The following is a 13,459-nucleotide window of genomic DNA, read 5'->3' on the forward strand; positions in this document are numbered from 1 at the left end:
TGGCGCGCAGCGCCTGCGGCGCGGGCAGGCCGGGCTCGGGCTGCCAGCCGCCCCGCGGGGGCAGCACACCGGCCCACGGCGGCCCGGTCACGGCCCCGGGCACGGCGGCCGTACCGGCCCGCTCGTCCACGGACTCCAGCAGCTCCCCCGCCGACACCGTCACGTCGAGGGCGACGTCGAGACCGTCCTCGTACGGCTTGGCCAGGCGCACCGCGCGGACGGCCAGCACCTCGAAGGACGGCGGCCGGCCGAAGACGGCGAGCGCGGTACCGGCGGCCTGGAGACGGACGGCGGCGGAACGGTCGTAGTGCAGCAGCCGGGAGAGGAAGGCCGCGAGGTCCGCCGCCTCCCCGTCGTCGGCCAGGTGGAGATCCGTCATGCGGCGACGGCCTCCTCCTTGTCGTCGTCCCGGTACTCCGTGAGGAAGTCACGTTCCTCGGCGGTGAGCCGGCGCGGCCGTCCGGACTCGAAGTCGAACGGCACGACCACCGTCGAGGCCCGGACGTAGACCACGTCGTCGTCCTTCACCTCGTAGGTGACGGTGAAGGACGCGGCCCTGATCTCGGTGACCCACAGCTCGATGTCCACCGGGTGGTGCCGGTGGACGAGCTGCCGCTTGTAGTCGATCTCGTGGCGCGCCACCACCGACCCCTGCTTGAACTCCTTGTCCGGCCGGAACAGCCAGTCGATGCGGGCCTCCTCCAGGTAGCGGACGAAGACCGCGTTGTTGACGTGGCCGTACGCGTCCATGTCGGACCAGCGCAGGGGGCAGCGGTAGATGTGGCGCAAGACCGATCAGCCCCGGGTCAGCTTCTTGTAGGTGGCACGGTGCGGACGCGCGGCGTCCGGACCGAGCCGCTCGATCTTGTTCTTCTCGTACGACTCGAAGTTGCCCTCGAACCAGAACCACTTGGAGTCACCCTCGTAGGCGAGGATGTGGGTGGCGACCCGGTCCAGGAACCACCGGTCGTGGGAGACGACCACGGCCGCGCCCGGGAACTCCAGCAGCGCGTTCTCCAGGCTGCCGAGGGTCTCGACGTCGAGGTCGTTGGTCGGCTCGTCGAGGAGCAGCAGGTTGCCGCCCTGCTTCAGGGTGAGGGCCAGGTTCAGCCGGTTGCGCTCACCGCCGGAGAGGACGCCGGCCGGCTTCTGCTGGTCGGGGCCCTTGAACCCGAAGGCGGAGACGTACGCGCGGCTCGGCATCTCGACCTGGCCCACGTTGATGTAGTCGAGCTCGTCGGAGACGACCGCCCACAGGGTCTTCTTCGGGTCGATGTTGGCGCGGCTCTGGTCGACGTACGAGATCTTTACGGTCTCGCCGACCTTGATGCTGCCGGCGTCCGGGGTCTCCAGACCCTGGATCATCTTGAAGAGGGTGGTCTTGCCGGCACCGTTGGGGCCGATGACCCCGACGATCCCGTTACGGGGCAGCGTGAAGCTCAGGTCGTCGATCAGGACCTTGTCGCCGAAGCCCTTGGTGAGGTTGTTGACCTCGACGACGATGCTGCCGAGCCGCGGGCCCGGCGGGATCTGGATCTCCTCGAAGTCCAGCTTCCGCATCTTGTCGGCCTCGGCGGCCATCTCCTCGTACCGCGCGAGACGGGCCTTGGACTTGGCCTGGCGCCCCTTCGCGTTGGAGCGCACCCACTCCAGCTCTTCCTTGAGCCGCTTGGCGCGCTTGGCGTCCTTCTGGCCCTCGACCTTGAGACGCGCCTGCTTGGTCTCCAGGTACTTGGAGTAGTTGCCCTCGTAGCCGTGCAGCCGGCCGCGGTCGACCTCGCAGATCCAGCCGGCCACGTTGTCCAGGAAGTACCGGTCGTGGGTGACGGCCACGATGGTGCCGTCGTACTTGGCCAGGTGCTGCTCCAGCCAGTTCACCGACTCGGCGTCGAGGTGGTTGGTGGGCTCGTCGAGGAGCAGCAGGTCGGGGGCCTCGAGCAGCAGCTTGCACAGCGCGACGCGGCGGCGCTCACCACCGGACAGGGTGGTGACGGGCCAGTCGCCGGGGGGGCACCCGAGGGCGTCCATGGCCTGCTCGAGCTGGGCGTCGAGGTCCCAGGCGTTGGCGTGGTCCAGCTCCTCCTGGAGCTTGCCCATCTCGTCGAGGAGCGCGTCGGAGTAGTCGGTCGCCATCAGCTCGGCGATCTCGTTGAACCGGTCGAGCTTGCCCTTGACCTCGGCGACACCCTCCTGGACGTTCTCCAGGACGTTCTTCTCCTCGTTGAGGGGCGGCTCCTGGAGGAGGATGCCGACGGTGTAGCCCGGGGAGAGGTACGCGTCACCGTTGGACGGCTGGTCCAGCCCCGCCATGATCTTCAGAATGGTGGACTTGCCGGCACCGTTCGGGCCGACCACACCGATCTTCGCGCCGGGCAGGAAGTTCAGCGAGACGTCATCAAGGATCACCTTGTCGCCGATTGCCTTGCGCGTCTTGCGCATGGTGTAAATGAACTCAGCCAAGAGAAACCGTCCGGCAGCTTGAAATCAGGCAGTGGGCAGATACATCCCATCTTGCCTGACGTCCAGCCTCTGGTGTTAACCCGTTCGGTCCGGGGGCTGTGAGCTGGGGGTTCGCCGGTGGCGGCGGTCACCCGCCTGTCACTGTCGGTGGCTGTTGAGTGGCCTCGGGGAGCCTCGGACGGCCCAGCGACGGCCCAGCGACGGCCCCTCAGCCGGTTCGGGTGCCGCCGCGGGTCCGGGTCAGGATGAGGGCCGTCGCTGCCGCCGCGCCCAGCACTCCGGCCGTGCGGAAGGTGTGGGACGAGCGCCGGGAGAGGACCGACCAGCGGGACTGGGCGGAGAGGACGGATCCGGTGCTCAGCCAGGAGCCCGCCGAGAGGAACGACAGGGCCGAACCGACGGAGGCGACGGACAGGGCGCTGCCGATCGAGCCGATCGACAGGGCCGAGCCGACCGAGCCGACGGAGAGTACGGAGCCGACCGAGCCGATCGACAGCACCGAGTCCTGCGACCACAGGGACAGGACGGAATCCGAGGACGACGCGCCGGGTGAGTTCGTCATGGACTCATCGTGCCCGGCGGCGTGACGGGAGTCAGTCGGTCTGCCCGGATTCGCGCTGGCGGAGGATCACCAGGACCGCGCCGCCGACGACCACCAGCCCGATGGCCACGCCGGTGATCACGCCGGTGGCGGAGTCACCGCCGGTGGCGGCCAGGTTGGCGGTGGTGGTGCCGCCGACCGAGGCGGGGCTGGGCTCGCTGAGGGTCTGGATGGTGAGGCCTGCGCCGGTGCCCTGGGTCTTGCAGTCGAAGACGCCGGTGAAGCGGCGTTCGAGGTCGTGGGCGCCGGTGATCGTGAAGTCGTAGGGCTGGTCCTCCTGGAGCGGGACGGTCACCGTGCGCCTGGTGTCGGCGGGGATCGTGTACTCGGTGTTCATCAGCTCGAAGGTGAACGCCTTGTCCCCGGTGTTGGCCGCGGTGACGTCCAGGCCTCCCCTGGCGCAGTCCTTCTCCGCCGACAGTGCCGATACGGCGCCCTGGTCGGCCCAGGTCGCGTTCGCGGTCGCGGCGACCGTGGACTCGCTGGAGCCGGCCAGGATCTGGGTCTGGCTGCGGCTGTCGGAGGTGAGGGCGCGGCCGACCGGGACGGTGGTGGACGCCTGGAGGGTCAGTTCGGCGGAGCCGTCCTGGGCGTCGTCGGGGACCTTGAAGTAGAGCTCGGTGCCGTTCTGGGCGGTGGTGACGGGCTTGCCGGCCTTGTCGGTGATCCGTACGCCGCTGAGCGCGGCGTCGGCCGGCGGGACCACCGCGACGGTGCGCGCGTTGGTGCGGACCGTCACCGGGCCGAGCAGGGCGCCCGGGCGGCCGGAGACGGCGGGCGGGGAGAGGGTGAGGGAGGCCTGCGGCTCGTTCTGGCCGCCGGCGCTCTTCTCCAGGTAGTCGGCGAGCTTCTCGGCCTGCGGATCGACGGCGTCGACGTCCGCGCCGTCCGAGTAGCGCCAGATCGCCACCTGGGTGCCGGCTGCCGCGTCCTGCTCGGTGAGGCTGCCGACCCCGGCCTTGCGGGCGAGCGCGGCGAGGTCGTTGACCTGCGGGTAGGAGTTCTGCAGGATCCAGCGGATCTTGCCCGCGTTCTTGTTGGCGCCCAGCGAGGTGCCGCTCCAGGACGTCTCATGGTACTTGGCGTCCCGCTGGGTGGGGTTGTGCAGGTCGACGCAGTACGTCTGGAGCGTGCCGCCGCCGTCCACGGACATCTCGAACAGGCCGGCGGCCACCTGCTCGTCGCCGCCGTCGCCGTGCACCACGGCCTCGCCGTAGGTCTTCAGGCCGTTCATGGTGGCGGACGCGCCGCTCTGGCTCTGCGTGGTCCCGTCGTCGGCCGCCGCCCGGCCGGCACCGGCCAGCACCGCGGCGGCCGCCAGCCCGGACGCCAGTGTCACGGCGGCGAGGCGGGCCACGCCTCTCGCGGACACGGCCGTGCCGGAGTGCCTGGTGGACGCGCGGGGCGCCGAGGGACCAGAAAACGCAGCGAGCACAGAATTCCCCTTCGAGCAGGACCCGTTGGACGCGGGGGGGGTGGTCCCACCAGCAGAATCAGCGGCCCCAGGGGCCTTGCCCGGCATCCTATGGATCAGCCGGACCCGCCTTTCCCGGTGAGATGGTCGGATGAGCGATCCGAGCCGTAATCGTTATCGCGGGAGTGCGAACGGGCGGGGCTTATCGACAAATCTACTCGGCCGCCCTGGTGGGCACTTCGGAGCGCATTCGCCGATAAGCCGTCAAAGAGCGTTCAGAACGGACAGGTTCGGTCCCGGTCGAGTGAACCGAGCTGGGGAAGCGGCGCCTTCACGCCGCCGGTACCGGTTCCGGGGACTGTGCCGGGGTCTCCCAGTCCGGTTCCGGACTCGGCGGTGCCGGGGCCGCCGTGTCCGGCTTGACGGGCCTCCGGAAGGCCGTCGTACCGCGCGCGAGGTCGTGGCCGATCGCCACGGCGTCGATGTCGGCGGAGGCCCACTGCTGGCCCTCCCGGGTCTCGGTGCGCACCTTCAGCCGTCCCTGTACGACGACCGGGTCGCCCACGGACAGCGAGGTCGCCGCGTTGGTGGCGAGCTGCCGGTTGGCCCACACCGTGAAGAAGTTGGTGTGGCCGTCCGTCCAGGTGTTCTTCTCGCGGTCCCAGTAACGCGCGGTCACCGCCAGCCGGAACCGTGCCGACGGCCCCGCCGCCAGCTCCCGGTAGACCGGCCGCGTCGCCACGTTGCCCACCGCGCAGACCATCGTCTCGTGCATCACGAACCCCTCCCTCGTCCGGCCGCCGGGGCCGGACGGATGCGCGTACGGGCCTGTCCCGTACGGCTGTGTCCACCGCGGCGACCGGGCTTGGACACTCCCGTCCGGGCCGGCCGTACCGGTCCTCGTGCGGACCGGCCGTACCGTCATCGTCCGTTCGCGTCCGTCGTGATCGCCGCGGGACCAGAGTGCCGCCGCCGGCCCGGGCCCGCCGGGAACTGTGGACAGCCGTCCGGGCTGTGGACAACTCCACCACCCGGACGGGTGATCCACGTCCTCCGGAGCAGCCTCACCCCACTCCGGCCCCGGTCCGTGTGACCCTCCCGTACTGCTCGCGCACCTCCTGGTACCGCAGCAGTTCCGCCGCCACCGGATCCAGCACCCGGGCCCGTCCGCAGCCGGCCGCCGCCTCCCGCAACCGGCGTTCCGCCTCCAGGCCGTACCGTCGGGCCGGTCCCCGTGCCGCCATCCGGCACCCCCACTCGACCAGTGGTCCGCCGACGATCCCGGCGACCATCAGCAGCACCGGAACACCCAGGTTGGGCGCCGTCAACCCGGCGATCTGCCCCACCAGCCAGAGTCCGCCCACCACTTGGAGGAGCGTCATCGCGGCCTGCGCGAGCACCGCCACCGGCCACCAGCCGGGGCGCGGGGGCCGCCCCGGCGGCAGCCCCGCCCGCGCCGCGAGTTCGTCGAGCGCCTCCGGCAGGCCCTGCGAGCCGCGCAGGGCCGCCTCACGCACCGCCTGCGCCCAGGGCGCCGGCAGCCCGGCCGAGGCCCGCTCCGAGAGCGCGCGCACCGCGTGCTCGACCCGCTGCCGGGCGGTGGCCTCCTCTTCCGGCGGGGCCGGTTGCAGGCGCCCGGTGGGCGGCCCGCCGCGCCCCTGGTGCCAGCGCCACAGCCGCAGCCAGGGGGTGCCGCAGGCCCGGTTGGCGTTGCGCCGCCAGGCCCGCTCGGCGGCGTCGCCCGCGGCGGTGGCGCCCACGGCGTCCGCGAGCCGCGCGGCGAACTCGTCGCGCGCCTCCTCGGTGAGCCCGGGGCGCCGTCCGGTGGCGTAGACGGGCCGCAGCCGGGCCGCGGCGGCGTCCACGTCGGCGGCGACCCGCCGGGCCGCGGCGCCCCGCTCGGACACGAACTGGCCGAGTGCCTCGCGCAGTTCGCCGACGCCGTCGCCGGTGAGCGCGGACAGGGCGAGCACGGTGGCGCCCGGGTCGCCGTGCTCGCCGAGCGCCACGCCGTCGTCGTCGAGCAGTCTGCGCAGATCGTCCAGGACCTGGTGAGTGGCCTCGCCGGGGAGCCGGTCGGTCTGGTTGAGGATGACGAACATGACCTCCGCGTGGCCGGCCATGGGCCGCAGATAACGCTCGTGGAGGACGGCGTCGGCGTACTTCTCGGGGTCGACGACCCAGATCACCGCGTCGACCAGTTTCAGGATCCGGTCGACCTGTTCGCGGTGCTGGACGGCGGCCGAGTCGTGGTCGGGCAGGTCGATCAGGATCAGTCCGCGGAGCTGGGCGTCCGCCTCCGGGTTGTGCACGGGGCGGCGGCGCAGCCGGCCCGGGATGCCGAGCCGGTCGATGAGGGCCGCACTGCCGTCGCTCCAGCTGCACGCGATGGGTGCGGCGGTGGTGGGCCGGCGTACGCCGGTCTCCGAAATGGCCACGCCGGCGAGCGCGTTGAAGAGCTGGGACTTGCCGCTGCCGGTGGCCCCGGCGATGGCGACGACGGTGTGCTGGCCGGAGAGTTTGCGCCGGGCGGCCGCCTCGTCCAGGACCCGGCCGGCCTCCGCGAGGGTGCGGCTGTCGAGGCGGGTGCGGGAGAGGCCGACGAGTTCGCGCAGGGCGTCCAGGCGGGAGCGCAGCGGGCCCTCGTACGCCAGTGGGACGGGGGTGGGGGCGCCCGGGCCCCTGGTCTCCAGGACGGGGACGGCCGGTTTGGCGGTGGCGTCGGTGCTGCGGCGGGCGATGAGGCCGTCGTCCCATACGTCGTCGGCCGCGCCGGGGGGTTCGGCCGGGGCCGGGGTGCCGTCGGTGTTCGGGGCGTCGCCGGTGCGCTCGCGTTGTTCCCGTACGCGTTGTTCCCGTACGCGCGCGTGCGGCACGCTCTCCGCCTCGGCGGTGAGCTCCACCAGGTCGGCGAGGTCCGCGTCCTCGTCCGTATGCGAGTTCGCGTGCGCGTGCGCGTTCGCCGGTGCGTTCTCAGGTACGTCCACGGATACCGCGGGCGCGTGCGCGGACTCCTCGGTTCCGCCGTCCCGGCCCTGCGCCTCGACCGGCGGGGAGTCCTGGGAGGAGCCCCTCGGGGAGTTCCGCGCCGGGTCCGGAGCGGAATCGCCGACCTGGTCCCTGAGGGGATCTCCGGTCCGGTCCCGGTCCCGGTCCTTCAGGGAATCTCTGCTCTGGCCCCGGACAGGACCCGGGACCTGGTCCCGGCGGGAGTCGGTGGCGTGGTCCCGGAGAAGTTCCCTCCTCTGGTCCCGGGCAGAGTCCCGTTCGGCGGAGCCCCGTTCGGCGGAGCCCCGTTCGGCGGAGATCTGTCCCTGATCGGGGGCGGAATCCCCGACACGGTCCCGGGCAGAGTCCCGTCCCTCGTCCCGGGGCGCTTCCGGTGCGGGGTCCGGCGCCGGGTGGTTCGGGGCGGTCAGGGCGGGTTCGAAGTCGCTGGGGTAATCACTGGTGTGATCCATGCGTTTCAGGTGATCCCTGTGGTCGTGGTCAGTGACGGCGGTCACCGGTCACCTCTCCTTCTGGAGGACGGACAGGGCGGCGATGAGTTCGGCCTGGGGTTCGGGATGGATGTCGAGGGCGTCGAGCGGGGCCAGGCGGCGCTCGCGTTCGGTGAGCATCACGCGGTCCACGTGCTCGGTGAGCAGTCGTCCCCCGCGGTCGCGCAGCCGCAGCGCACCGTGCGCGCCGATCCGTTCGCCGAGCCGCTCCCCCGCCGCCCGGGTGCGGCGGCCGCCGAGCAGTGCGGTGGCCACCAGGGCGGCGACGGTCTCGGGGTCGGGGGCGACGCTGCGGTCGAGTTCACGCACCTCGTCCTCGGCGTACTCCTCCAACTCGCGCCGCCAGCGCCGGACGGCGAGTCCGATGCGGTGCTCGGCACTCTCCAGGGACGGGTCCCGGTCGGAGAGCCCCGCGGCGGCGGAGGCGGGTTCCCGGCGCCAGGCGTCGTCGATGCGCTCGTCGGCCGCGGTGACGGAGCACAGCAGCAGCGCGGCGAGGCTCTCCACCAGGGCGTCCAGGAGTTCACCGGGGGTGCAGTCGAGGGGGAAGGCGCGCCAGCGTTTGAGGGCGTCGCCGGCCAGGACGGCACCGCTCTGCAGCCGGCCCCGCACGCGCGCGTGCTCACTGTCGTACGCCGCGTCGACGGCGGAGGTCAGGCGCAGCGCGGCGGCGTACTGGGCGGCGGCGGCACCGGCCAGTTCGGGCATCCGGGCCTTGAGGGAGTCGAGGACTCCGTGGGCGGTGCGGGCCAGGGTCTGCCGGCGGGCACCGGGGTCCTGCGCCTGGTGCACGAGCCAGGCGCGCAGCGGGGCGACGGCGGTGCCCGGGAGCAGTCCGCCGCCCCAGGCGGACTCGGGCAGTTCGGGCACCGTGAACCGGGGTACGTCGCCGAGTCCGGCCTTGGTGAGCAGCGCGCCGTACTGCCGGGAGACCTCGGAGACGACCTGGTGGGGCACCCGGTCGAGGACGGTCACCAGGGTGACGTCGTACTCCTTGGCGGTGCGCAGCAGGTGCCAGGGGATGGCGTCGGCGTAGCGGGCGGCGGTGGTCACCATCACCCAGACGTCGGCGGCGCACATGAGTTCCGCGGCGAGGACGCGGTTGTCGACGACCAGGGAGTCGATGTCGGGGGCGTCGAGGAGGGCGAGGCCGCGCGGGAGACTGTCGGCGGTCTCGATGCGCAGCACGTGCCCTGGGTCCTCGGCGGGCAGGATGGATTCGTCACCGGGTTCCCGGTGCGGTTCCCACACCCGGGTGAGGTCGGGCAGCACGCGCATCCCGCTGAACCAGTGGTGGTCTTCCGGATGGCAGACCAGCACCGGTGTGCGGGTGGTCGGTCGGAGCACCCCCGCCTCGCTGACCCGGTGTCCCACCAGCGAGTTGACGAGGGTCGACTTGCCGGCGCCGGTGGATCCGCCCACGACGGCCAGAAGCGGCGCTTCGGGCTCTTTGAGGCGGGGCACCAGATAGTCGTCGAGTTGGGCGAGCAGTTCGTCGCGGTTGGCGCGCGCGCGTGCGGCCCCCGCCAGGGGCAGCGGGAAGCGTGCGGCCGCGACACGGTCGCGCAGGGCGGAAAGTGTGTCGAGCAGCTGAGGCCGTACGTCCAAGGTCACCACATGCGAAGAATGCCCAATTTTAGGGGAATTCTGAAGCATATAGACATGTCTGCGCGCCGATAGGACACAACGGACGGAAGGGATGACTGGGACGGAGGCACAGTCCAGGCATAACGAGTGCACAACACCCGGTGCGCCGGGCGCCAAAAGCGATGCACGATTCGTACCTGCCTGCGATTATCAGGACCGCTTCACCGAACCTCCACATTGAGCCACGGAGGCGAAGCAACAGGGACGAGGAGCGGGGAGTTCTATCCTTGTCCCCGGCAACGTCACGGACCGGCCCGCACCAGGGCAGTACGTACGAGGCCAGCACAGCCGGCCCCCGTAGCTCAGTGGATAGAGCAGGCGCCTTCTAAGCGCTTGGCCGCAGGTTCGAGTCCTGCCGGGGGCGCCCACCTCAGAGCCGTCGCAGGTCAGGTTCCGTGCGGGCGGGGTTGCGCCGGTCATGGCGCGCCCGTCGCCGCTCCCGCCGTCAAAAGGGCTGGTTGTCGACGCCGTCCGCGCCCGCGAGGAGGGCGGCGGCGAGGTCCGCGGGGGTCGCGGGCTCGGTCTCGTTCAGTTCGGCCCAGACCGTCTTGCCCTGCCGGGCGTGCCGGGTTCCCCAGCGTGCGGCGAGCTGGGCGACCAGCAGCAGACCGCGGCCGCCCTCGTCGAAGGTGCGGGCCCGGCGCAGATGCGGGGTGGCACCACCGGCGTCGGACACCTCGCACAGCAGCCCCCGGCCGGGGGCTCCTCCGGGCCTCATCCGACCCGACGCCGGCCCCTCCGGCGCCGTCCGCACCTCCGCCGCCTCCGCCTCCTCCGGCCGCGCAGGCGCCCGCGGCCCGTCCGGGGTGGCGGTTCGGATCAGGCGCAGCCGGACGGGGGGCCGGCCGTAGCGGATCGCGTTGGTGATCAGTTCGCTGACCACCAGTTCCGCGGCGAAGCCGAGCCCGTCCAGTCCCCAGGCGGTGAGCTGCCGGGCGACGTCCGCGCGGGCCGGGCCGACGGCCGCCGGGTCGGGCTCCAGGTCCCAGACGGCGACCTGGCCGTCCCCGAGGGTGCGGGTGCGGGCGAGCAGCAGCGCGACGTCGTCATGGGGCCGGTCGGTGGGCAGCAGGGCGTCGAGCACCGTGTCGCAGGTGGCCTCCAGGGAGTCCGCGGGCCGCGCGAGGACCTCCCTGAGGGTGGCGAGGCCCGCCTCGACGCCGTGGTCGTGGGCGCCGACCAGGCCGTCGGTGTACAGGGCGAGCACGCTCCCCTCGGGCAGCTCGGCCTCCACCGCCTCGAACGGCAGCCCGCCCAGGCCCAGCGGCGGCCCGGCCGGCAGTTCCAGGAGCCCGGCGGTGCCGTCACGGCTCAGCACGGTGGGCGGCACGTGCCCGGCGCGGGCCAGACAGCAGCGGCCGGCGACGGGGTCGTACACGGCGTACAGGCAGCTGGCGCCGATGTCCCCGTCCGCCGGCCGGTCCCCGGTCGGCCCCGGGTCCGGGTCGGCGGAGTCCTCCGCGGCCAGCCGGATCACCACGTCGTCCAGGTGCGTCAGCAGTTCGTCGGGCGGCAGGTCGATGTCGGCGAGGGTGCGGACGGCCGTGCGCAGGCGGCCCATCGTGGCGGCGGCGTGGATGCCGTGGCCCACGACGTCGCCGACGACCAGGGCGACCCTGGCTCCGGACAGCGGGATCACGTCGTACCAGTCGCCGCCCACCCCCGCCCGGGCTCCGGCCGGCAGGTAGCGGCAGGCGACCTCGACCGCGGGCTGCTCCGCCGTGCGCCGTGGGAGCAGGCTGCGCTGGAGGGTGAGGGCGGTGGCGCGGGCGTGTGTGTAGCGGCAGGCGTTGTCGACGGCCACCGCCGCCTTGGCCGCGATCCCCTGGGCGAGCAGCAGGTCCTCGTCGTCGTAGGGGTCGGGGTTGCGGCACCGGGAGAAGCGGGCCACGCCGAGCGTGGTGCCGCGGGCGCTCAGCGGTACGACCAGCCAGGAGTGGGTTCCCCCGGAGTGCCGGGAGGGCTGACCGGTGGCCAGGGCGCGGGCCTCCGCCGACCCGGCCGGGCAGGTGCGGACTTCCGCCGACCCGGCCGAGCCAGTACGGGTCTGCGCCGACCCACCCGGGTCGATGCCGGCCTGCGCCGACGCACCCGAGCCGGTGCGGACCTCCGCCGACGCACCCGAGCCGGTGCGGACCTCCGCCGATTCGTCCGGGGCGCCGGTGTGGGCCTCCTCCTCGGCGGTCGCCGTTCGCAGGGGGGCGGTGTCCGGGTGGGTTCCGTCGGCGAGTCGGCACAGCAGGAACGGCTCCGCCGTCGGGGTGTCGTTGCCGCGCACCATGGAGTCGAGCAGGTCGACGGTGACGTGGTCGGCGAAGTGCTCGGTGGCGAGGTCCGCCAGTTCCCGGGCGGTACGGGTGATGTCCAGGGTGGTCCCGATGCGCAGTCCGGCCTCGTTGACCAGGGACATCCGCCACTGCAGCCGGCGGTCCCGTTCCTCCTGGAAGGCGAGCACGCCCTGCTCGGAGGTGCGGTCGACATACCCGGTGGCCATGGCGAGCAGCCGCCGCGAGACCGCGTCGATCAGCTCGGGGTCGTCCGTCAGCCGGGGCAGCTCGGCGAGGAAGCGGTCGAGGACGATGCCCTCCGACAGCCGGTGCGCCCGCAGCATCGCGGTCACGGAGGTGCCGCGGTGGGCCAGCCGGCGGGCCCGGTCCGCGTCGGACGGCGGCGGCTGAAGGAAGCTCGGGTCGAGGCCGCGGCCCAGGCCGGTGAGGACGCCGGAGACGTGCTCGGCGACGTTCTCCGAGGTCAGGCGGGCCAGCTCCGGGTCCTGCCACAGCTCGGGCACCTCGCTGCGCAGGCACCGGGTGACGCCCGCGATCAGCTCGTCCGTCCGCGGGACGAGTTCACGGGCGACCCGGGAGACAAACCCGTCGACGGTGCCGTCCACACCCTCGACGGTACGCCCTGGCGGCCGCCGGTCACCCGGCGGCGCCGGTCCGCGCCCCGGTCACCACCGTCGGCCGAGCGGCCCTCGCCCGTGCGCGATCAGCCCCTCGGCCCCTGCGCGCCCGTCGCCGGTCCCGGATCAGCCGAGGCCGCCCTGTTCGCAGACCCGGCGGGCGACCTCGTGGAGTTTGATGTTGTTCTCCTGCGAGTAGCGGCGCAGCACGCCGAACGCCTGTTCCTCGGTGAGCTGGTGACTGCCTATGAGGATGCCCATGGCCTCGCCGATCAGATGGCGGGTGGTGACGGCCCGCTCCAGCTGGGCGTGGGTACGCGCGCTGGAGAAGGCGACCGCGGCGTGGGAGGCCAGCAGCCAGCCGGCCAGCTCGCCGGCCTCGGTGAAGGCGCCCGGCCTGCGGGAGTAGACGTTCAGCGCGCCGAGTTCCTCGTCCTCGGTGTACAGCAGGAAACCCATCATGCTGCCGACGCCGAGCCGGTGGGCCGCGGGACCGAAGGCGGGCCAGAGCGGCTGCTCCTCGTTGAAGTCCGGGATGCGGAAGACCCGCTCCCCCTCCTTGATGCGGGCGGCGTCGAAGCACGGTCCCTCGCCCAGCCGCTCCTGCAGCCGGTCGCTGTCGACGACCAGTTGCTCCGTGGGGGCGAGCGACTGCACCTTGGTGCCGTTCAGCACCAGGATGCCGGCCGCGTCGCAGCCCTCCACGAGCTCCGTGGCCGAGGCGGTGATCCTCGCCAGGGTGGCCTCGACCGACTCCTGCGCCAGCAGGTCCCGTGCCATCGCCGCCAGTTGCTGCGCGAACCGCGCCCAGTCCATCGCCTGTGCCACCTCCGGTTACGTTGTCCGTCACCGACGCCTCGCTCATCGCCACCCTCCTCGTCAACGCCTCCCGCGGTGCCCGGCGGGCCGGCAGGGGGCCGGCCGAGCAGGCC

At 72.8% G+C, this 13,459-nt stretch carries 9 protein-coding genes, 1 tRNA gene and 1 pseudogene; 1 reads left to right on the forward strand and 10 read right to left on the reverse strand.

The annotated features are described in order from the left end of the window. The 8 genes and pseudogenes from ABZ646_RS25125 to ABZ646_RS25160 form a co-directional block, all read right to left on the reverse strand. Positions 1-379: pseudogene (locus ABZ646_RS25125) on the reverse strand (hypothetical protein); the annotation flags it as partial. Next, positions 376-789, reverse strand: coding sequence for a thioesterase family protein (locus ABZ646_RS25130; RefSeq protein WP_360523011.1), 414 nt, complete (start codon positions 787-789; stop codon positions 376-378). The pseudogene ABZ646_RS25125 and the gene ABZ646_RS25130, both read right to left, overlap by 4 nt. A gap of 6 nt (positions 790-795) precedes the next feature. Next, positions 796-2,460, reverse strand: coding sequence for an energy-dependent translational throttle protein EttA (ettA, locus tag ABZ646_RS25135; protein WP_360523014.1), 1,665 nt, complete (start codon positions 2,458-2,460; stop codon positions 796-798). 208 nt (positions 2,461-2,668) lie between these two features. Continuing rightward, positions 2,669-3,022: a hypothetical protein gene (locus ABZ646_RS25140; RefSeq protein WP_360523017.1), complete on the reverse strand. Its 354-nt coding sequence runs from the start codon at positions 3,020-3,022 to the stop codon at positions 2,669-2,671. A gap of 31 nt (positions 3,023-3,053) precedes the next feature. Then, positions 3,054-4,433, reverse strand: coding sequence for a Cys-Gln thioester bond-forming surface protein (locus ABZ646_RS25145; RefSeq protein ID WP_360523020.1), 1,380 nt, complete (start codon positions 4,431-4,433; stop codon positions 3,054-3,056). 373 nt (positions 4,434-4,806) lie between these two features. After that, positions 4,807-5,250, reverse strand: coding sequence for a single-stranded DNA-binding protein (locus tag ABZ646_RS25150; protein ID WP_360523031.1), 444 nt, complete (start codon positions 5,248-5,250; stop codon positions 4,807-4,809). Positions 5,251-5,539: 289 nt separating this feature from the next. Beyond that, on the reverse strand, positions 5,540-7,981 hold the full coding sequence (locus tag ABZ646_RS25155) for a GTPase (RefSeq protein ID WP_360523023.1): 2,442 nt from the start codon (positions 7,979-7,981) through the stop codon (positions 5,540-5,542). Positions 7,982-7,984: 3 nt separating this feature from the next. Further along, entirely contained in the window at positions 7,985-9,592 is a 1,608-nt protein-coding gene (locus tag ABZ646_RS25160; protein WP_360523026.1) for a dynamin family protein, read from the reverse strand. 321 nt (positions 9,593-9,913) lie between these two features. Between ABZ646_RS25160 and ABZ646_RS25165 the strand changes: the two genes are divergently transcribed. Further along, a tRNA-Arg gene (locus ABZ646_RS25165) sits at positions 9,914-9,986 on the forward strand. Between the two features lie 81 nt (positions 9,987-10,067). Here ABZ646_RS25165 and ABZ646_RS25170 read toward each other — a convergent pair. Then, on the reverse strand, positions 10,068-12,515 hold the full coding sequence (locus tag ABZ646_RS25170; RefSeq protein WP_360523029.1) for a SpoIIE family protein phosphatase: 2,448 nt from the start codon (positions 12,513-12,515) through the stop codon (positions 10,068-10,070). Between the two features lie 138 nt (positions 12,516-12,653). Further along, entirely contained in the window at positions 12,654-13,343 is a 690-nt protein-coding gene (locus ABZ646_RS25175; RefSeq protein WP_360523034.1) for a GAF and ANTAR domain-containing protein, read from the reverse strand. Positions 13,344-13,459: the final 116 nt, after the last annotated feature.

The sequence above is a fragment of the Streptomyces sp. NPDC007162 genome (genome assembly GCF_040634175.1).
In the GTDB taxonomy this organism is placed as follows: domain Bacteria; phylum Actinomycetota; class Actinomycetes; order Streptomycetales; family Streptomycetaceae; genus Streptomyces.